This is a genomic window from Streptomyces sp. DS1-CR2 (genome assembly GCF_055760475.1).
The window spans coordinates 5,199,598-5,217,483 of the sequence record NZ_CM147085.1; the positions used below are offsets into that span (position 1 = coordinate 5,199,598).

Annotated in this window: 19 protein-coding genes and 3 tRNA genes; 18 read left to right on the forward strand and 4 right to left on the reverse strand. The window is 70.8% G+C overall.

The genetic code is table 11. The annotated features are described in order from the left end of the window. Window positions 1–24: 24 nt before the first annotated feature. The 13 genes from ACY0PA_RS24970 to ACY0PA_RS25030 all read left to right on the forward strand — a co-directional run bounded on the left by ACY0PA_RS24970 (window position 25) and on the right by ACY0PA_RS25030 (window position 11,758). Window positions 25–402 (forward strand): NADH-quinone oxidoreductase subunit A, encoded by a 378-nt coding sequence (locus ACY0PA_RS24970; protein WP_473086415.1) that lies wholly within the window; start codon window positions 25–27, stop codon window positions 400–402. Then, the gene (locus tag ACY0PA_RS24975) at window positions 393–1,025 is read left to right on the forward strand and encodes an NADH-quinone oxidoreductase subunit B (RefSeq protein ID WP_473079907.1); all 633 of its coding nucleotides are present in this window, start codon (window positions 393–395) and stop codon (window positions 1,023–1,025) included. Before ACY0PA_RS24970 ends, ACY0PA_RS24975 begins: the two co-directional genes overlap by 10 nt. After that, window positions 1,022–2,116 (forward strand): NADH-quinone oxidoreductase subunit C, encoded by a 1,095-nt coding sequence (locus ACY0PA_RS24980; RefSeq protein WP_473079908.1) that lies wholly within the window; start codon window positions 1,022–1,024, stop codon window positions 2,114–2,116. The genes ACY0PA_RS24975 and ACY0PA_RS24980 overlap by 4 nt, the downstream gene beginning before the upstream one ends. After that, window positions 2,113–3,081: a complex I subunit 1/NuoH family protein gene (locus ACY0PA_RS24985; protein WP_473079909.1), complete on the forward strand. Its 969-nt coding sequence runs from the start codon at window positions 2,113–2,115 to the stop codon at window positions 3,079–3,081. Before ACY0PA_RS24980 ends, ACY0PA_RS24985 begins: the two co-directional genes overlap by 4 nt. Then, on the forward strand, window positions 3,081–3,704 hold the full coding sequence (locus tag ACY0PA_RS24990; RefSeq protein ID WP_473079910.1) for a NuoI/complex I 23 kDa subunit family protein: 624 nt from the start codon (window positions 3,081–3,083) through the stop codon (window positions 3,702–3,704). The genes ACY0PA_RS24985 and ACY0PA_RS24990 overlap by 1 nt, the downstream gene beginning before the upstream one ends. Continuing rightward, window positions 3,701–4,300 carry an NADH-quinone oxidoreductase subunit J family protein gene (locus ACY0PA_RS24995; RefSeq protein ID WP_473079911.1) on the forward strand — a complete coding sequence of 200 codons (600 nt, stop codon included), beginning with the start codon at window positions 3,701–3,703 and terminating at the stop codon, window positions 4,298–4,300. Before ACY0PA_RS24990 ends, ACY0PA_RS24995 begins: the two co-directional genes overlap by 4 nt. Continuing rightward, window positions 4,300–4,716: an NADH-quinone oxidoreductase subunit NuoK gene (nuoK, locus tag ACY0PA_RS25000; RefSeq protein ID WP_473079912.1), complete on the forward strand. Its 417-nt coding sequence runs from the start codon at window positions 4,300–4,302 to the stop codon at window positions 4,714–4,716. The genes ACY0PA_RS24995 and nuoK overlap by 1 nt, the downstream gene beginning before the upstream one ends. Continuing rightward, the gene (locus tag ACY0PA_RS25005; RefSeq protein ID WP_473079913.1) at window positions 4,713–6,707 is read left to right on the forward strand and encodes an NADH-quinone oxidoreductase subunit 5 family protein; all 1,995 of its coding nucleotides are present in this window, start codon (window positions 4,713–4,715) and stop codon (window positions 6,705–6,707) included. Before nuoK ends, ACY0PA_RS25005 begins: the two co-directional genes overlap by 4 nt. A gap of 6 nt (window positions 6,708–6,713) precedes the next feature. Then, window positions 6,714–8,288, forward strand: a complete 1,575-nt coding sequence (locus ACY0PA_RS25010) for a complex I subunit 4 family protein (protein WP_473079914.1) — start codon at window positions 6,714–6,716, stop codon at window positions 8,286–8,288. Further along, window positions 8,285–9,826 carry an NADH-quinone oxidoreductase subunit N gene (locus ACY0PA_RS25015; RefSeq protein WP_473079915.1) on the forward strand — a complete coding sequence of 514 codons (1,542 nt, stop codon included), beginning with the start codon at window positions 8,285–8,287 and terminating at the stop codon, window positions 9,824–9,826. The genes ACY0PA_RS25010 and ACY0PA_RS25015 overlap by 4 nt, the downstream gene beginning before the upstream one ends. 49 nt (window positions 9,827–9,875) lie before the next feature. Then, window positions 9,876–10,331, forward strand: a complete 456-nt coding sequence (locus tag ACY0PA_RS25020; RefSeq protein ID WP_473079916.1) for an MscL family protein — start codon at window positions 9,876–9,878, stop codon at window positions 10,329–10,331. A 174-nt stretch (window positions 10,332–10,505) separates the two neighbouring features. Further along, window positions 10,506–11,369, forward strand: a complete 864-nt coding sequence (gene htpX / locus ACY0PA_RS25025) for a zinc metalloprotease HtpX (protein WP_100598066.1) — start codon at window positions 10,506–10,508, stop codon at window positions 11,367–11,369. Further along, window positions 11,366–11,758, forward strand: coding sequence for a YccF domain-containing protein (locus tag ACY0PA_RS25030; protein ID WP_473079917.1), 393 nt, complete (start codon window positions 11,366–11,368; stop codon window positions 11,756–11,758). The genes htpX and ACY0PA_RS25030 overlap by 4 nt, the downstream gene beginning before the upstream one ends. Before the next feature lie 217 nt (window positions 11,759–11,975). Here the strand turns inward: ACY0PA_RS25030 and ACY0PA_RS25035 are convergent, their stop codons facing one another. Continuing rightward, the gene (locus tag ACY0PA_RS25035) at window positions 11,976–12,464 is read right to left on the reverse strand and encodes a YajQ family cyclic di-GMP-binding protein (RefSeq protein WP_100598068.1); all 489 of its coding nucleotides are present in this window, start codon (window positions 12,462–12,464) and stop codon (window positions 11,976–11,978) included. 216 nt (window positions 12,465–12,680) lie between these two features. On the opposite strand from ACY0PA_RS25035, the gene ACY0PA_RS25040 reads away from it, so the two are divergent. After that, a tRNA-Tyr gene (locus ACY0PA_RS25040) sits at window positions 12,681–12,762 on the forward strand. 167 nt (window positions 12,763–12,929) lie between these two features. Here ACY0PA_RS25040 and nadE read toward each other — a convergent pair. After that, window positions 12,930–13,760, reverse strand: a complete 831-nt coding sequence (nadE, locus tag ACY0PA_RS25045) for an ammonia-dependent NAD(+) synthetase (RefSeq protein ID WP_473079918.1) — start codon at window positions 13,758–13,760, stop codon at window positions 12,930–12,932. Between the two features lie 259 nt (window positions 13,761–14,019). On the opposite strand from nadE, the gene ACY0PA_RS25050 reads away from it, so the two are divergent. After that, window positions 14,020–14,244: a hypothetical protein gene (locus ACY0PA_RS25050; RefSeq protein WP_473079919.1), complete on the forward strand. Its 225-nt coding sequence runs from the start codon at window positions 14,020–14,022 to the stop codon at window positions 14,242–14,244. Between the two features lie 7 nt (window positions 14,245–14,251). Here ACY0PA_RS25050 and ACY0PA_RS25055 read toward each other — a convergent pair whose 3' ends face one another. Further along, window positions 14,252–14,908 carry an NAD(P)H-binding protein gene (locus ACY0PA_RS25055; protein WP_473079920.1) on the reverse strand — a complete coding sequence of 219 codons (657 nt, stop codon included), beginning with the start codon at window positions 14,906–14,908 and terminating at the stop codon, window positions 14,252–14,254. Window positions 14,909–14,984: 76 nt separating this feature from the next. Between ACY0PA_RS25055 and ACY0PA_RS25060 the strand changes: the two genes are divergently transcribed. Beyond that, complete coding sequence (locus ACY0PA_RS25060; protein ID WP_473079921.1) at window positions 14,985–16,058, forward strand: hypothetical protein; 1,074 nt, start codon at window positions 14,985–14,987, stop codon at window positions 16,056–16,058. A 78-nt stretch (window positions 16,059–16,136) separates the two neighbouring features. Here the strand turns inward: ACY0PA_RS25060 and ACY0PA_RS25065 are convergent, their stop codons facing one another. Next, a complete protein-coding gene (locus tag ACY0PA_RS25065; RefSeq protein ID WP_473079922.1) occupies window positions 16,137–17,396 on the reverse strand; it encodes an amidohydrolase family protein in 1,260 nt (419 codons plus the stop codon). A gap of 286 nt (window positions 17,397–17,682) precedes the next feature. On the opposite strand from ACY0PA_RS25065, the gene ACY0PA_RS25070 reads away from it, so the two are divergent. Further along, a tRNA-Thr gene (locus ACY0PA_RS25070) sits at window positions 17,683–17,755 on the forward strand. 45 nt (window positions 17,756–17,800) lie between these two features. Beyond that, window positions 17,801–17,873: transfer RNA gene (locus tag ACY0PA_RS25075), tRNA-Met, on the forward strand. Window positions 17,874–17,886: the final 13 nt, after the last annotated feature.

Genomic DNA, 17,886 nt, shown 5'->3' on the forward strand with positions numbered 1-17,886 from the left:
GGGGCGGACGTGCCGGAACCGACCATGATCGCTGCGGACTACTTCCAGACGTACTCCGTCGTCGGCGTGCTCGCCGTCGTGGGCGTCCTGTTCGTGGCCGTCGCCTTCGGTGCGGGACGGCTGCTGAGGCCGGTGGTCCCGACCCCCGAGAAGCTCCTGACGTACGAGTGCGGTGTCGATCCCGTCGGCGAGGGCTGGGCCCACACCCAGGTCCGCTACTACGTCTACGCCTTCCTCTACGTGATCTTCGCCATCGACTCGATCTTCCTCTTCCCGTGGGCGACCGTCTTCGCCGATCCGCAGTTCGGCGGGGCGACGCTCGTGGAGATGTTCATCTTCCTCGGCTTCCTCGCCGTGGGCCTGCTGTACGCATACAAGAAGGGCGTCCTCACATGGACGTGACCCCCTCGGAGCCCGTGCTCCTGCCGGATCCCGTCAGCCCGAAGAAGCTGGGCGTGCTGTCCCGCCTGGCCCCCGAGCCGATGAAGGTGGTCCTCAACTGGGGCCGCCGCTACTCGCTCTGGGTCTTCAACTTCGGCCTGGCCTGCTGTGCCATCGAGTTCATCGCGGCGTCCATGGCGCGGCACGACTTCATCCGCCTCGGCGTCATCCCCTTCGCACCGGGCCCGCGCCAGGCCGACCTGATGGTCGTCTCCGGCACGGTCACGGACAAGATGGCCCCGGCCGTGAAGCGCCTGTACGAGCAGATGCCCGAGCCCAAGTACGTCATCTCGTTCGGCGCCTGCTCCAACTGCGGCGGCCCGTACTGGGACTCGTACTCGGTCACCAAGGGCGTCGACCAGATCATTCCGGTCGACGTGTACGTGCCCGGGTGCCCGCCCCGGCCAGAGGCGCTGCTCCAGGGGATTCTGAAGCTTCAGGAGAAGATCGCGCGTGAGTCGCTGGGCGAGCGGTACGCGTCGGCTGACGCCGCGGCCGGGCGGCCTTCGGCGGCCGCGCTCAGCAGCGCTCTCGTGAAGCCGCCGGTCCCCACGCGCGACGACTCCGGGGAGGGGGAGCGGTGACCGGCTGGCTGCCCCGACCCGTCGAGGAGCTCTTCGGCCCGGACGCCACGGCCGAGGAGTCGTACGAGGTCCTCACCGTCGACGTTCCCGCGGACACGTGGATCGCCGCCCTCGAGACGGCCCGCACCACACTGGGCTGCACCTACTTCGACTGGCTGAGCGCGGTCGACGAGCCCGGCACGGGCTTCCGCGTCTGCGCGCACGTCGTCGCCCTGTCTCCGGTACGCCGCCTGCTCCTGCGCACCACCGTGCCGCACGACGCCCCTGTCCTGGCCACCGCGGTCGACGTGTACGCGGGCGCGGGCTGGCACGAGCGCGAGACGCACGAAATGTTCGGCGTCCGCTTCGAGGGCCACCCGCACCTGGTGCCGCTCCTCCTTCCCGACGGCTTCGAGGGCCACCCGCTGCGCAAGGACTTCGTGCTTGCGGCGCGTGTCGTGAAGGCGTGGCCGGGAGCCAAGGAGCCGGGGGAGCCTGCGGCGGGTGCGGGGCACGGTGGGCCGAAGCGGCGGCAGATGCTGCCGCCGGGTGTTCCGGATCCGAACGAGTGGGGTCCGCTGAAGGGTCAGCTTCCGCCCGCCCCGGCCCGCCCGGCCCGTGGCGCGGGCCGCGCGGCGGGCGACCGTCCGGTGCGGCGGACGCGCACGGCGGGGGAGGGGTCGGCAAGTCAGGCCGCCGCGCCGGGCACGGATGCGGCGGCTGCCGCGCCGCCGAGACGTTCGCGGAGTGCGTCGCAAGGGTCGGCCTCGCAGACGCCAGCGACTCCTGAGACATCTGCGACTCCTGAGGCACCTGCAAGTCCTGAGGCGCCTGCGGCGCCCAAGCCGGACGCCACGGGCAAGCCCGGCGCCACCGGCGACGCGCCCTGGCACCACGCCCGCCCGGCCTTCGACGAGCCGAAACCGGCCGCGCCGGAGGAGCCGAAACCGGCCGTGCCGCAGGAGCCCACGCCTGAGGCACCGAACGCCCCGGAGGCACCGGCCACCCCCGAGACGGCACCGAAGGCACCGGCCACCCCCGAAACTCCGGATGCCGAAGAAACCCCCGACACCCCCGACACCCCCGAAACCCCCTCAGGAGGAACGGAGTGAACGACGTGCTCGACGTCGCTCAGCGGCTCATCGTCGTCTTCGTCGCCTTCCTCGTCCTGCCCCTAGTCGTCGGCCAGACCGAGCACAAGGTGATGGCGCACATGCAGGGCCGCCTCGGCCCCATGTACGCGGGCGGCTTCCACGGGTGGGCCCAGCTCGTCGCCGACGGCGTGAAGTTCGCGCAGAAGGAAGACGTCGTTCCCGCCGACGCGGACCGCCGCATCTTCCAGCTCGCGCCCGCCGTCGCCCTCCTGCCGTACCTCCTCGTCCTGCTGGCCATCCCCGTGGGCCCGAGCGAGGGCGCGGTCGGCCAGGTCGTCGACGCCGGCATCTTCTTCGTGCTCGCCGTCATGGGCGTCGGAGTGCTCGGCTCGCTCATGGCGGGCTGGGCGTCGGCCAACAAGTTCTCCCTCCTGGGCGGCCTGCGCACCGCCGCTCAGCTCCTCGCCTACGAACTGCCGATGCTGCTCGCCGCCGCCTCGGTCGCGATGGCCGCGGGCACCGTCTCCCTGCCCGGCATCGTCGACGCGTTCGAGTGGTGGTGGGTGCCGTGGCAGATCGTCGGCGCCCTCGTCTTCTTCGTGGCGGGCCTCGCCGAACTCCAGCGCCCGCCCTTCGACATGCCGGTCGCCGACTCCGAGATCATCTTCGGCGCGTACACCGAGTACACGGGCCTGCGCTTCGCCCTGTTCCTGCTCGCCGAGTACGCCGGGATCGTCGTCCTGTGCGGCCTCACCACCGTCCTGTTCCTGGGCGGCTGGCACGGGCCGTGGGGTGCCGACGGCCTCGGCTGGGTCTGGACGCTGCTGAAGGCGGCCGTCCTCGCGTTCGTCGTGATCTGGCTGCGCGTCACCTACCCCCGTCTCCGCGAGGACCAGCTCCAGAAGCTCTCCTGGACCCTCCTCGTCCCCCTCGCACTCGCGCAGATCGCGCTCACCGGAATCGTGAAGGTGGCGATCAACTAGTGGCTCCGATCCCAGGCGCAGGTCTCGCCAAGGGCCTCGCCGTCACCCTCCGCACGATGACGCGTAAGACCGTCACCAAGCAGTACCCGGACGTCCAGCCCGAACTGCCGCCCCGCACCCGTGGCGTCATCGGCCTGTTCGAGGAGAACTGCACGGTCTGCATGCTGTGCGCCCGCGAATGCCCCGACTGGTGCATCTACATCGACTCCCACAAGGAGACGGTGCCGGCCGCCGTCGAGGGCGGCCGCGAGCGCAGCCGCAACGTCCTCGACCGCTTCGCCATCGACTTCGCCCTGTGCATGTACTGCGGTATCTGCATCGAGGTGTGTCCTTTCGACGCGCTGTTCTGGTCTCCGGAGTTCGAGTACGCGGAGACGGACATCCACGAACTCACCCACGAGCGCGACCGGCTGCGCGAGTGGATGTGGACGGTCCCGGCCCCGCCCGCGCTCGACCCGGCGGCCGAGGAACCCAAGGAACTCGCCGCCGCCCGCAAGGCCGCCGAGAAGCTGGCCGCCGCCGAGGCCGCAGCCGCCCAGGCGCCGGCCTCGGAAGCACCCGCCTCCGCCTCCGAAGAACCCGCCCCCGACGAACCCGCCCCCGGAGAGGAGGGACCCGCGTGACCCCCGTCGCAGCGGCCGCCACCGCGGCCACGCAGACCCACGGCTTCCTCTCGCCGACCGGCGTCGAGATCGCGTTCCTCCTCGTCGGCCTGGTCACCTTCGGCGCCGCGATCGTCTCCGTCACCACCAAGCAGCTCGTGCACGCGGCCCTGTGGCTGGTCGTCGCCCTCGGCGGCCTCGCCGTCGAATACCTGCTGCTCACCGCCGAGTTCATCGCCTGGATGCAGGTCCTCATCTACGTCGGCTCCGTCGTGGTCCTCCTCCTGTTCGGGTTGATGCTCACGCGGGCGCCCATCGGCCGCTCCCCGGACGCCGACTCGGGCAACCGGTGGGCCGCGCTGACGGTCGCCGTCGCCGCGGCCGCCGCCCTCGTCTGGGTCGTCGCGGACGCCTTCCGCACCACCTGGGTCGACCTCGACGGCGCTCCCCAGGGCACCACCGCGGTGACCGGATCGATCCTCTTCCAGCACTGGGTGCTCCCCTTCGAGGCCCTCTCGGTCCTGCTCCTCGCGGCCCTGGTCGGCGCGATCGTCCTCTCCCGCAGGACCGCCAAGGCACAGGACATGAACTCCAAGGCCCGGGAGGGGAACCGCTGATGCACCTCGCCTATCCCGCCGTCCTTTCCTCCCTGCTCTTCTGCACGGGCCTGTACGGAGTGCTGGCCCGCCGCAACGCGATCCTGGTCCTGATGTCCGTCGAGCTGATGCTCAACGCCGTCAATCTCAACCTCGTCGCCTTCGACGTCTGGCTCAGCAGGGCGGCCCGCGACACCCTCCACTCCGGCCAGGCGCTGACCCTCTTCACCATCGCCATCGCCGCGGCCGAGATCGGCATCGGCCTGGCGATCGTGCTCGCCGTGTACCGCGGCCGCGGCACCTCCGACATCGACAAGCTCCGCGACACCGCCGAATCCCCGGACGACGGCGGACCCGACGGCTCTGCACCGGACGGATCCGCAGCGGACGCCGGAGCCGGGGCCGCGACGGACGAGAAGGCCGAGGCCACCGCGTGACCACCACGACCCTCGCCGTACTCGTCCCCCTCCTCCCGTTCCTCGCCGCCGCGGCGGGACTGCTCCTGGGCCGCACCGCCCCCGGCTTCGTACGGCCCCTCGCCGTACTGCCGACCCTCGCGGCGCTCGCCCTCACCGTCCTCGTCGCCGTGCGCCAGGGCGGCGGCCGGAGCATCGACGCGGCCACCGAACTCACCCCGACGGGCTCGGTTCCCATCGAGCTCGCCCTGCACATCGACGGCTTCGCCGCGCTCGTCGCCGTACTGGTCTGCGTCGTCGCGTCGTGCGTGCAGATCTACTCGACGGCCTACCTGCGCGACGACCCGCGCTACCCCTCGTACGCCGCGCTCGTCTCGCTCTTCACCTCCGCGATGCTCCTCGTCGTCTACTCGGGCGACCTGATGGTGCTGCTCGTCGGCTGGGAAATCATGGGCATCTGCTCGTACTTCCTCGTCGGTCACTACTGGGAGACCCCTCAGGCGCGCGCCGCCTCCCTCAAGGCGTTCCTGGTCACCAAGCTCGGCGACGTCCCCTTCCTGATCGGCCTGTTCGCGCTCGCCGTGGACGCCGGGTCCTTCCGCATCACGACGGTGCTCGGTGCCGTCGCGAGCGGCAGCCTCGACCACCCCACGCTGATCGCCCTGCTGCTCCTCGCGGGCGTGGCGGGCAAGTCCGCGCAGTTCCCGCTGCACACCTGGCTGCCCGACGCGATGGCCGGCCCCACGCCGGTCTCCGCGCTGATCCACGCCGCGACGATGGTCGCCGCCGGTGTCTACTTCGTCGCCAGGCTCCTCCCCGTCTTCGCCGCCTCCGGCGCTGCTCTGGTCGTCCTCGCCGTCATGGCCGCCGTCACGATGACCGGCTCGGCGCTCGCCGCCCTCGCGCAGGACGACATCAAGCGCGTCCTCGCGTACTCGACGATCGGTCAGCTCGGCTACATGACCGGCGCCCTCGCCGTCGGCGACCGCGGCGCCGCCGTCTTCCACCTCCTGTCGCACGGCGCCTTCAAGGCGCTGCTGTTCCTCGGGGCGGGCGTGGTCATCCACGCCGCCGGCACGAACTCGCTCGCCGCCATGTCCCGCATGAAGGACCTGCGCGACCGCGTCCCCGACGCCTACTGGACGATGACCGTGGCGCTCCTCGCGCTCGCCGCGATCCCGCCGTTCAGCGGCTTCTTCTCCAAGGAGGCCGTCCTCGGCTCCGCCGAGCACGCGGCCACCGGCCACGCCGCGGCGATCCCGTCCTCCGCGGGCTGGATCGTCCTCGTGTCCGGCCTCCTCACGGCCCTGCTCACCGCCGCGTACGCCACACGCCTGTGGCTCCTGGCCTTCCGGGGCCACGGAGCCGAGGCCCCGGACCACGGCAGGCAGCCCGTCGCGATGAACGCCGTCCTGTGGGTCCTCGCGATCCCCTCGCTCGCCTTCGCCCTCACCGTGGGCGTCCTGCCCGACTGGTTCGACGGCCGCCCGCTGACCCCGACCCTCACCACCTCCGTCCTCGGCACGGGCGTCGCCCTCGTCGGCGGGATCGTCACCTACGCGGCCTGGCGCCACACCACGGCCCTCGCCGCGCGCGTCCCGCTCGGCGCCGTCGCCGCCCACCCCGAAGCGGACGGCGGCCTCGTCGAGGCCGAGGCCATCGCCACCCACACGGCCGCGTACGGGGACATCGCCTACGCCCCCGACCCGGCGGACCCGGGCCGTCTCCTGCTCGGCCCGCTGCACCGGCACGCGGCCGCCGGCTTCCACCTGGACGCCGTCTACGCGGCCCTGTTCGTCCGGCCCGTCCTGGCCGCGGCCTCATTGGTCCGCTTCCTCGACCGCGAGGTCGTCGAGACCTATGTGCGCGGCGCCGCCGCCGTACCCAACTGGCTGGGCCGGGCCGTCCGCCGCGCCCAGACCGGCAACGTGCAGACCTATCTCAGCGCCCTGCTCGCAGGGACCGTCGTCCTGGCGATCGCCGTCGTCCTCGTCGCCACCGCCGGAGCGTGAGCAGCCGTGATCGATATCAGCGAATCCGTGATGCAGTTCCTTCTCGCACTGATCGTCGTCGGCCCGCTCATCGGCGCCGCCGCCGCTCTTCTCCCGGCCCCGCCCGGGCTGAAGGGGAAGTCCCCGGACCAGGCCGTGCTCCGCCACGGCGTGACCGTGACCGGCGTGATCCTCATCGCCGCGATCGTCCTCGCGCTCGGCTTCGACCATGACCACCCGTCAAAGATGCAGGCCACGACCGACATCAGCTGGATCCCCGCACTCGACGTGCGCATCCACCTCGGCATCGACGGCATCTCGCTCCCCCTCCTGGTCCTGACCGCGCTGCTGACCTTCCTCTGCGCGCTGTACAGCCTTTTCAAAATGCCAACGGGCCCGTCCCCCAAGGCATTTGTCGCGCTGATCCTCGTCCTCGAGTCCGGCACCCTCGCGACCTTCGCCGTGCTCGATCTGCTGCTGTTCTTCCTCGCCTTCGAGATGGTCCTCATCCCGATGTACTTCCTCATCGCCCGCTGGGGCGGTGAGCAACGGGCCAAGGCGGCCTGGAAGTTCATCCTCTTCACGCTCCTCGGCTCCGTCGTGATGCTGCTCGGCCTCCTCCTCATCGGACTCAAGTCCGGCACATTCGACATGGTGGCACTCGCCTCTGACAATGGCCGGGGCCTGAGCACGTCCGTGCAGGTCACCGCCGTTCTGGCGATCGGGATCGGGCTCGCCGTCAAGACGCCGATGTGGCCGCTGCACAGCTGGCTGCCCGACGCCCACACCGCCGCGCCCACCGTCGGCTCGGTCCTCCTCGCCGGCGTGCTGCTGAAGATGGGCACGTACGGGTTCGTGCGGATCCTGCTGCCGGTCACGCCCGACGGCATGCACACCTTCGCGCCGTACCTCGCCGCGTTCGCCGTCGTGGGGATCATCTACGGATCCCTGGCCTGCCTGGCTCTCGCACGGCCCGGCGCCAAGGGCGACCTCAAGCGCCTCATCGCGTACTCGTCCGTCGGGCACATGGGCTTCGTCCTGCTCGGCATCTCGACGATGTCCCCGACCGGCGTCAACGGCGCGCTCTTCGCGAACATCGCCCACGGCCTCATCACCGGCCTGCTGTTCTTCCTCGTCGGCGCCCTCAAGGACCGCACGGGCAGCACGGACCTGGACACACTTGCCCAGCAGGGCGGCATGGCGCTCTACGGCAAGGCGCCCCGCCTCGGCGGCCTCCTCGCCTTCGCCGCCGTGGCGTCCCTCGGGCTGCCGGGCCTCGCCGGGTTCTGGGGCGAGATGCTCGCCCTGTTCGGGGCGTTCAAGCCGGCCGCCGACCTGAGCCGCCCCGCGTTCCTCACGTTCATGGCGATCGCCGCGTTCGGCACCCTGCTCACCGCCGCGTACATGCTCGCCGTCGTCCGCCGGGTCTGCATGGGCCCGCACGAGGCCGAGACGCCGAAGCTCGCCGACGTCCAGGGCTACGAGTTCGCCGCCTGGACCCCGCTCGTCGCCCTCACCGTCGTCGGCGGGCTCTGGCCCGCGGCCCTGATCGGCCTCACCGACCCGGCCGTGCAGAAGCTCCTCGCAGGAGGCATCCAGTGACCGCCGTCGCCGCGCCGTCCGTGGCGTCCCTCGTCCAGTCCGTCGACTGGCTCGCGATCGCGCCGCCCACCATCGCGGCGGTCGTCGCCCTCGTGGTGCTCATCGCGGACCTGTTCCTCGGCGAGCGCAGGAAGGCGCTGCTCGGCTGGGTCTCCGTCGCGGGCCTCGCCGCCGCCGCGCTCGCGCTGCTGCCGCTCCTGGACGGCGACCGCTCGACCTTCTGCCTCAAGACGCTCAAGGGCGAGCAGGCCGCGTGCAGCTACACAGCCGACCACTTCACGCTCGTCATCCAGTTTCTCGTCCTGGCCGGCGCCCTGCTGACCGCGCTGCTGTCCGTCACCGGCATCAAGGACGCGAAGAACACGCCCAGGGCGCTCCCCGAGGGGGAGTTCTGGTTCCTGCTCCTGTCCTCCGCCGCGGGCGCCGCCCTGCTGCCCGCCTCGCGCGACCTGGCCACCCTCGTCGTCGCCCTGGAAGTGGCGTCCCTGCCGGCGTTCGCCCTCGTCGGCATCAAGCGTGACGACCGGCGCTCCTCCGAAGCGGCCCTGAAGTTCTTCCTGTCCTCGGTCACGGCGACCGCGGTCACCCTCCTGGGCGTGAGCTTCGTCTACGCGACGACGGGCACCCTGCACCTCACGAGGATCGCCACCGCCCTCACGCACGTCGACGGGCAGTTCCACACCTTGGCCCAGGCGGGCGTCGCCCTCACTCTCGTCGGCTTCGCCTTCAAGACCGCCGCCGCCCCCTTCCACTTCTGGGTGCCCGACACCTACGTAGGAGCCCCCCTCCCGATCGCCGCCTACTTGTCGGTGATCGGGAAGGCGGTCGGCTTCTCCGGGATCATCCTCGTCACCGTCGTCGCCTTCCCGTCCTACGCCGACGTGTGGGGTCCGGCGCTGGCCGCGCTGGCCGCGCTCACCATGACCGTGGGCAACGTGGCGGCCCTGCGCCAGCAGGCCACGCGCGCGTACAGCGCGGTACGCCTGCTCGCCTGGTCCTCGGTGGGCCAGGCCGGCTACCTCCTCGTCCCGATCGCGGCGGCCGCCTACTCCAAGGACGCCGACAAGGCCATCGGCTCCACCGTCGCGTACGCCCTCATGTACGCCGCCGTGAACCTCGGCGCCTTCGCCGTGGCCGCACTCGTCGCCCGCACGAAGCCCCTGAACCGCATCAGCGACTACCGCGGGCTGTACCGGTCACGGCCGCTGGCCGCCCTGGTCCTCGGCTTCTTCCTGCTCTGCCTCGCGGGCCTGCCGCCCGGCATCATCGGCCTCTTCGCGAAGGTCACCGTCTTCTCTGCGGCCGTCGACGCGGGCCTCGGCTGGCTCGCCGTCGTCATGGCCGTCAACGTCGTGATCGCCCTCTACTACTACCTTCAGTGGACGGCGACCTTGTTCCGCTCCACCGAGGGCGAGCAGGCGGTACAGCGGATTCCGGCCCCGCTCACCGCCGCGATCGGGCTCACCGCCGTCATCGGGGTCGTCCTGTCGGGCGCACCTCAGATGGTGCTCCGTTTTGCCTCGACGGGCCTCTTCTAGGCACCCTCATAGCGACCCCCCAAACGTCGTACACCAGGGAGACACTGCCGTGCTGAGCGGGTTCAAGGACTTCATCCTTCGCGGGAACATCGTGACCATGGCGATCGGCCTCGCCGTCGGTTCCGCCTTCACCGCCGTCGTCACGGGCTTCAGCACGGCGTTCATCGCCCCGCTCATCGGCCTCGCGACGAGCTCGACCGGCGACTTCAGCAAGGCGCACTTCCAGGTCGAGGGCACGGACTTCCCGTACGGCAAGTTCGTCTCCGCGGCGATCGCCTTCGTGATCACTGCCGCGGTGCTCTACTTCCTCGTCGTCGTCCCGATGATGAAGCTCCAGACCCGCCTCGACCGCGGCAAGCCGGTCGACATCAAGGCCGCCCTGCGCGACTGCCCGCGCTGTTTCAGCCAGATTCCCGCGGTCGCCACCCGCTGCTCCCACTGCACCAGCGAGCTCAAGGCCGACCCCGAGGCCCTCGCGCTCGCCGGGCTCCCCGAACAGCGCTGACCCCCGCCGGCGGGGCACCGTCCCACCCGTACGGCCCACGCACCCTCCGCGCGCACAAGGGAACTCGTCCTCCTCGTCTGGCGTTGACCAGTACGGGAGGGTCCACTGGACCGTGGAAGCACCCAGCACCAGCAAGCAGAGGGTTCCCCTGCCGCACCACATGGAGGGCGTACCGTGCACCGCCGGCACAACGGGCTGAAGACCGCCGTACTCCTCGGGGGACTGTCCGCCCTCATCATCGTCATCGGCAGCTTCTTCGGTCGTACGGGGCTGATCGTGGGCCTCGGCATCGCCCTCGCGACGAACGCGTACGCGTACTGGAACAGCGACAAGCTGGCCCTGCGCGCGATGCGCGCGCGCCCCGTGAGCGAGTTCGAGGCCCCTGCGCTCTACCGCATGGTGCGCGAGCTGTCGACGCAGGCCCGCCAGCCGATGCCCCGTCTGTACATTTCGCCGACGGAAGCCCCCAACGCCTTCGCGACGGGACGCAATCCGCGTAACGCCGCGGTGTGCTGCACCGAAGGCATCCTGCGGATCCTCGACGAGCGCGAGCTGCGCGGTGTCATCGGGCACGAGCTGAGCCATGTCTACAACCGCGACATCCTGATCTCGTCGGTCGCCGGCGCCCTCGCCTCGGTGATCATGTTCCTGGTCAACTTCGCCTGGCTGATCCCCATCGGCCGGTCGAGCGACGACGACGGCCCGGGCCTGCTCGGCATGTTGATGATCATGATCCTGGGCCCGCTCGCGGCCACGGTCATCCAGCTCGCCATCAGCCGGTCCAGGGAGTACGAGGCGGACGCGTCGGGCGCCCAGCTCACCGGCGACCCGCTGGCCCTGGCGAGCGCCCTGCGCAAACTCGACGCGGGCACGAAGCAGTTGCCCCTGCCCCCGGAGCCGCGGATCGAGACCGCAAGCCACATGATGATTGCGAACCCTTTCCGTCCCGGGCAGGGCATGTCCAAGATGTTCTCCACGCATCCGCCCATGGCGGAGCGCATCGCCCGGCTCGAGCAGATGGCAGGTCGTCACTCGTGAAGACAATCCTCAACATCATTTGGCTAGTGCTGAGCGGCTTCTGGCTGTTCCTCGGCTACATGGTCGCGGGCCTGATCCTCTGCATCACGATCATTGGAATCCCGTTCGGCATCGCGGCGTTCAGGATCGGCGTGTACGCGCTGTGGCCGTTCGGCTATACGACGGTCGAGCGCCAGGACGCGGGCGCCCCGTCCTGTATCGGGAACGTGCTGTGGCTGGTCCTGGCCGGCTGGTGGCTCACCCTCGCCCACATCGTGACGGGCATCGCGCAGTGCATCACGATCATCGGCATCCCCCTGGGCATCGCCAACTTCAAGCTGATCCCGGTCTCCCTGATGCCGCTCGGCCGCGAAATCGTCCGCACGGACCAGCCGTTCGCATCGCGGTAGCCGGGGGCGTATGCCGGACGTCCGCCCCCGGACGTCGAGGGTGGAACCTGCGCTGACCGTGTGGGTTCTGCCGCAGCAACAACCTCCAGTGCCTTGTGGCCGGTGGGACTCCAGTCCCACCGGCCTCGCACCGGGAGCGGCGGCAGACCATCACGTCAGGGCAATTCCCCCTGCTTCAGTGACAGTTGCGGTAACCCGCTGTCCTGACCTGCTGTTCTTACCGGTAGTTCACGAACTGCAGCGCGAAGTCGAAGTCGTGGCCCTTGACCAGCGCCTGCACGGCCTGGAGGTCGTCGCGGCTCTTCGAGCTGACTCGCAGCTCCTCGCCCTGGACCTGTGCCTTGACCCCCTTGGGGCCCTCGTCACGGATGAGCTTCGCGACCTTCTTGGCGTTGTCCTGCGAGATGCCCTCCTCGATGGAGGCGAAGATCTTGTACTCCTTGCCGGAGAGCTGCGGCTCTCCCGCGTCCAGCGCCTTCAGCGAGATCCCGCGCTTGACCAGCTTGGTCTGGAAGACGTCGAGGATCGCGTTGACGCGGTCCTCGGAGTTCGCCTCCATCAGGATCTTCTCGCCGGACCACGAGATCGAGGCGCCGACGTTCTTGAAGTCGTAGCGCTGCGAGATCTCCTTGGCGGCCTGGTTGAGGGCGTTGTCGACCTCCTGCCGCTCGACCTTCGAGACGATGTCGAAACTGGAGTCGGCCATGTCCTGTGGCTCCTTGTATCGGGTGGTGAAACGGCTTGCGTCTGGATGCGTCATCCACGGCCCTGGCTCCCTGGGCCGCATCCGCAAAGCCTAGCCACCACCCCGCCCCCGGGTGCCGATCAATCGGGTGGCGAAGCACCCCCGTCCATCAGGTATCGTTTACGTCGTTGCCACGGAGCACCGCCCCACAGCGGAGATCCAAAGCAGCAAACCCATGGCGGTGTGCCCGAGCGGCCAAAGGGAGCAGACTGTAAATCTGCCGGCTCAGCCTTCCCAGGTTCGAATCCTGGCGCCGCCACATGGTGGAGAACCCCCTCCGAACTGCGGAAACGCAGTTCGGAGGGGGTTCTTTGTATTCCGGGCCCCGTGCGCGAGGGGTACGAGACCGCGTTGAACAGGCGGGCTCAGGCCGTCTCAAGCGATCTCAGACGGTCTCGTACCTACACGGCCCCCACACAGAGCCCTCTAGGGCGCGATGGGGAGTTGGCGCTTGTGGTCGGTGAGGCGGTAGCGGTGGACGATCGTCTCGAAGGCCCGCCCGTCGACCGGCTTGCCCTCCAGGAAGTCGTCGATGTCGTCGTAGGTGACCCCGAGCGCGTCTTCGTCGGCCTTGCCCGGGTCGAGGGTCTCCAGGTCGGCCGTGGGGACCTTCCATACCAGCTCGACGGGCGCCCCCAGCGATTCCGCGACGGCGCGCACCCGGCGCTTGGTCAGGCCGGTCAGCGGGACCAGGTCGGCGGCGCCGTCGCCGAACTTCGTGAAGAAGCCGGAGACGGCCTCGGCGGCGTGGTCGGTGCCGACAACCAGGCCGTTGTGCGCGCCGGCCACCGCGTACTGTGCGACCATGCGCTGCCGGGCCTTGATGTTGCCGTGCACGAAGTCCTGGTGGCCCTCGTCGCGGAAGCTCACGGCGGCGGCCAGTGCGGCCTCGAGCGCGGCGTCGCTGGCGGGCTTGATGTCCACGGTCAGTACGTGGTCGGCCCGGATGAAGGAGAGCGCGAGCTGGGCGTCGTGCTCGTCGGCCTGAATCCCGTAGGGCAGCCGCATCGCGTAGAACCGCGCCTCGTGTCCGGCGGCCCGGGCCCGCTCCACGGCGAGCTGGCACAGCCGCCCGGCGGTGGTGGAGTCGACACCGCCGCTGATGCCGAGCACGAGGGAGCGCAGGCCGGCAGAGGTCAGCCGCTCGGTGAGGAAGGCCACCCGCCGCTCGATCTCACGCTCGGGCTCGAAGGTCTCGGCGACCTGGAGCTCCCGGGCGATCTCCTGCTGCAGGTCGTTAGACGCCGACTCGCTCACGTCTGCTCCTTGCTCCGGTTCATGAGGTGTTGTCGCGCCCACCCTACTGGGGGTGCCCGGGGGACCAGGGGGCGCGGGATGCGCCGGGACGAGGCGTGGACGAGGCGTGGACGAGGCAGGCTGTGCCCGGCGCCGCCGCATGGCGGGAACCCCCCGGGGAAGCTCCAGGGAAGCCCCCGGGGAAGCCCCGACCGTGACATCGCCGTCCGGAGGGGGCTTCTTCGGATCCTCGGACACCCCGTGGCGCAGACTGATCCCCATGTCCGTACCGTCGGCGTCTCGCCGCAGAAACTGCCCCGAGTGCCGCCGCGACATCGCCGTCGTGGCCGGCCGCTTCGCCCGCCACGACCCGCCCGGGGCCCGCAGCGCGGGCGAACTCGTGTCCTGCCCCGGCTCCCGCAGGCTCGCGCAGCTCGGCGCCGCGCAGCCGTTCCTCGACGGCTACGTGGTCCCGACAGCGCCCGGCCAGCTCCCGCTCTTCTGAACCGCGCTCAGTTCCCGGCGACCGACTTGACTGCCACCATCACCGGCGTCGACCCGGAGATCAGCTCCAGCGTCAGCCCCGCGGTGGCGGGCGTGTCCACCAGCTCCGCGAGCACCGCCGCCACATCGTCCCGCGGCACCGGCCCCCGCCCGGTGGACGCCTCCAGGCGAACGAGTCCGGTGCCCGCGTCGTCCGTGAGCATCCCGGGACGCAGGATCGTCCAGTCCAGGCCGGACCGGGCCCGCACTGACACGTCCGCCTCGCCCTTGGCCCGCAGATACGCGTCGAAGACGTCGTCACCCTGATGGGCCGGGTCCGCGCCCATCGACGACACCACGACGTACCGCCGGACCCTGGCCCGCTCCGCCGCGTCCGCGAACAGCACGGCCGCCCCGCGGTCCACCGTGTCTTTGCGTCCGGCCGTGCTGCCCGGCCCCGCGCCGGCCGCGAACACCGCCGCGTCCGCGCCCTCCAGAAGCCCGGCGACCTCCTCCACGGACGCCGATTCCAGGTCGCACACCAGGGGCTCGGCCCCGGCCTCCCGCAGGTCGTCCGCCTGCTCGGCGCGGCGGATGATGCCCGCGACCTCGTCTCCGCGTGCGGCGAGCAGACGCTCGAGCCGCAGCGCGATCTGACCATGACCACCAGCGATGACAATGCGCATGTTTCCGACCGTACGCCGGGCCGCCCCCGTTCGCCGCGCAACCTTGCGGGTGCCTCGTGGGTCTCATCAGCGACCCGTGCCGCCGACGGCCGCCGGGCCTCTCATCGGACCTCTGCGGGAGACAGACATCAGCGCCATACGTACCACCACCCTCACCGCGGCCGGCTGCGCCGCCCTGCTGCTCGCGACCACCTCCGCCTGCGGCACCGTCGAGAACTTGACGGCCGGTCAGAAGATCGACAAGGCCGCCGACAAGCTCGGCGAACAGAAGTCGCTGTCCTTCGAGTTGGGCCTCGACGCGAAGCCGGACGCGCTCATGGAGCTGGCCGGCGGACAGGGCGACGAGGCCGTGCCGCCGACGGTCGCCAAGGCGTTCGCCGGTGCCCACGTCACCTTCTCCGTACGGTCGAAGAAGCCGCTGTCCGAATCGGGCGAGAAGGACTTTGTCGGGATGGGCGCGAAGGTGTCGGTCCAGGGCGGCACCCTGGCCGAGTACCGGCTCGCCGGAGACTTCGTCTACTTCCGCCTCGACATGCAGAAGACGTCGCAGCTCATGGGCTTCCCTCTCCCCTCGCCGAGGGACCTCCCGAAGGGCGAGGAGGGGCTCGCGAAGGCCCTCGAAGGCGAGTGGGTCAAGGTGGATGTCTCGGACGCCAGGAAGAACGCTTCAGGCGAGGGTCCCAAGGGTTCCGGCGGCGTGGACGAGCGCACCCAGCGGAAGGTCCTCAAGGCCCTGCGCGGCGTCATCGCCGACGACGTCACGCTCCGCAGCGCCGGCACCAAGGACGGCACGGAGCGGATCGTCGCCAAGGCGTCCTTCCGCGAGCTCCTGACGGACCTCTTCGACAAGCTCGGCCCCCTGAAGGACGAACTGCCGCCCGGCGCCGGATTTCCCACCGCCAAGGACCTCAAGGGCGCCCCTGCCAAGAAGGTGGCCGTCGACTTCTCCCTCACCAACGGCACGCTGTCGAAGATCTCCTTCGACCTTGCGACCCTCGCCGACGGCAAGAAGGGCGCCAAGGTCCCGCTGGTGCTCAAGTTCGGCAAGGCGGGCGACATCAGCGCCCCGTCCAGCGCGACCGAGGTCCCGCTCGGCGAGCTCGCGGGCGGCAACCCGTTCATGATGGGTACCTCGATGGGCGGCTACTGACAGTTGGTCAATGCCCCGGGTGAGGGCGGCAGATGGGCTGAACAGGAGTCAAGGGGTCCCGTGTGCGGGCGGGCCCTTTCACTCCTGCCCGCAGCCGCCCCCCTCCATCGGCATCCCCGCTCGCCCCTGCCGCGGCAGATCGAGCGCCGACGAGTCGCAGTACTCCCGCACCGCACTGACGCGCGCCACCACCCGCCCCTGGTGCACCACGATCCGGCTGTACGCGAGTGAGAGCGCACCCGCGAGCCGGTCGCCGCGCACGGCGATGAGCTCCGCGGGGAAGCCCGCCTCCACCCGCACCTCGGGCAGCCCGAGCGCTGCCCGCGCAGCCCCGCTGACGCAGTCGTACGCCTCCTCGGGGCGCAGCCCGTAGCGCGAGACCAGCAGGTGCGCGGCCTCCAGCGGATCGCCGCGCCCCACCGGGTTCGCCATGTCGCGCAGCGCCCCGCTGCCCGCCGCGACCCGCACGCCGGCCGCACGCAGGAGCCGTACGGGAGCCGTGCCGCGACGGTCGACGCCCGCGCAGCCGCCCTGCGGCAGGCAGACCACCGTGACGCCCGCGGCGGCGAGTCGGTCTGCGGTGCGTGCGGCGACCTCGCGCGGCAGCCGTCCGAGCCCGCCGCACGGCCCGATCGTGACGCCGGGCCGCAGCCCTCCGGCCATCGTCGCGATCCGCCCGAGCCGTGCCGGATCACCGCCGTCCGTATGCAGATCCACCGCGCAGCCGTGCTCCGCCGCGACCTCGAGGACCGCCTCCACGTAGCCGGCCGGGTCGGGGTCGAGATCCGGGCACCCGCCCACCGCGGACGCGCCCATCTTCACCGCGTCCCGCAGCATCGACAGGCCGTCGGCCCCCGCGAGGCCCGTCAGGAGCCGGGGCATCGCCACGGTCCGCAGATCGGCCAGGCCGCGCAGCGACCGCCACGCCTGGAGCACCGCCTCCATCGGGCCGAGGCCCTGCAAATCCCCGATCCGCACATGCGCGCGCTGCGCGGTGGCCCCGTGCCCGAGCTGGAGCAGCGCCGCCTCGGTGGCCCGCCGCTGCACGTCGGGCCCGTCGTACGACACCGGCCCCTCCGTCTCCTCGGACAGCGCCGTGTCGCCATGGGCGTGGGGTTCGGCGGGGGCAGGGAGCAGGAGGTAGCCGCCGAGGTCCACGCGCGCGGAGGGGGCGGTGAGGCTGCCGGCCGTGCCGACGGCCTCGATGCGCTCGTCGTCGAGCCGCACGTCCACGGTCCGGCCGTCGGTGAGCCGGCCGCCGCACAGGAGGAGGGCGGTGCTCTCGGCGGCGGAGTCGTTGCCGGGGGAGCGGGGGTGCTGCGGCTGGCTGTCGGGCATCGCGCTCCTGGAGTTCGGGGGCGGCGGCCGCGTGGGCGGGGGCCGCCCCGGACCGGAGGCGGGCCGGAAGGGGCGTACAAGATCACGCAGCGCGGGTCGAGCCTAGAGCTGTGGCAGGCCCGCTTCGCGGAGGAGCGCAATAGTCGTACTGGTGTGGTGCGTGGTGCCGATGAGGCGGTCGTGGGCGGTTGTTGCGGCTCCGGAACGGCCGTGGTCCTGCCCCTGGGGGCGCCCGCGAAACGGATTTGGGCGATCGGCGGGCGAGCGTGTAATGTCTTCATCGCTCGCCCCAATAGCTCAGTCGGTAGAGCGTCTCCATGGTAAGGAGAAGGTCTACGGTTCGATTCCGTATTGGGGCTCTGGTGTGAAGTTCCCTCACCTTCGGGTGAGGGGCATCGCATCAAAGCGGTGTAGCTCAGTCGGTAGAGCAAGCGGCTCATAATCGCTGTGTCACCGGTTCAAGTCCGGTCACCGCTACACACAGTAGCCG

Coding starts and splice junctions, on each gene's coding strand:
- ACY0PA_RS25055 (WP_473079920.1), bottom strand. CDS start 14,908: ATGCGCATTGTCATCGCTGGTGGTCATGGTCAGATCGCGCTGCGGCTC.
- ACY0PA_RS24975 (WP_473079907.1), top strand. CDS start 393: ATGGACGTGACCCCCTCGGAGCCCGTGCTCCTGCCGGATCCCGTCAGC.
- ACY0PA_RS24970 (WP_473086415.1), top strand. CDS start 25: ATGATCGCTGCGGACTACTTCCAGACGTACTCCGTCGTCGGCGTGCTC.
- ACY0PA_RS25065 (WP_473079922.1), bottom strand. CDS start 17,396: ATGCCCGACAGCCAGCCGCAGCACCCCCGCTCCCCCGGCAACGACTCC.
- ACY0PA_RS25035 (WP_100598068.1), bottom strand. CDS start 12,464: ATGGCCGACTCCAGTTTCGACATCGTCTCGAAGGTCGAGCGGCAGGAG.
- nuoK (WP_473079912.1), top strand. CDS start 4,300: ATGCACCTCGCCTATCCCGCCGTCCTTTCCTCCCTGCTCTTCTGCACG.
- ACY0PA_RS25050 (WP_473079919.1), top strand. CDS start 14,020: ATGTCCGTACCGTCGGCGTCTCGCCGCAGAAACTGCCCCGAGTGCCGC.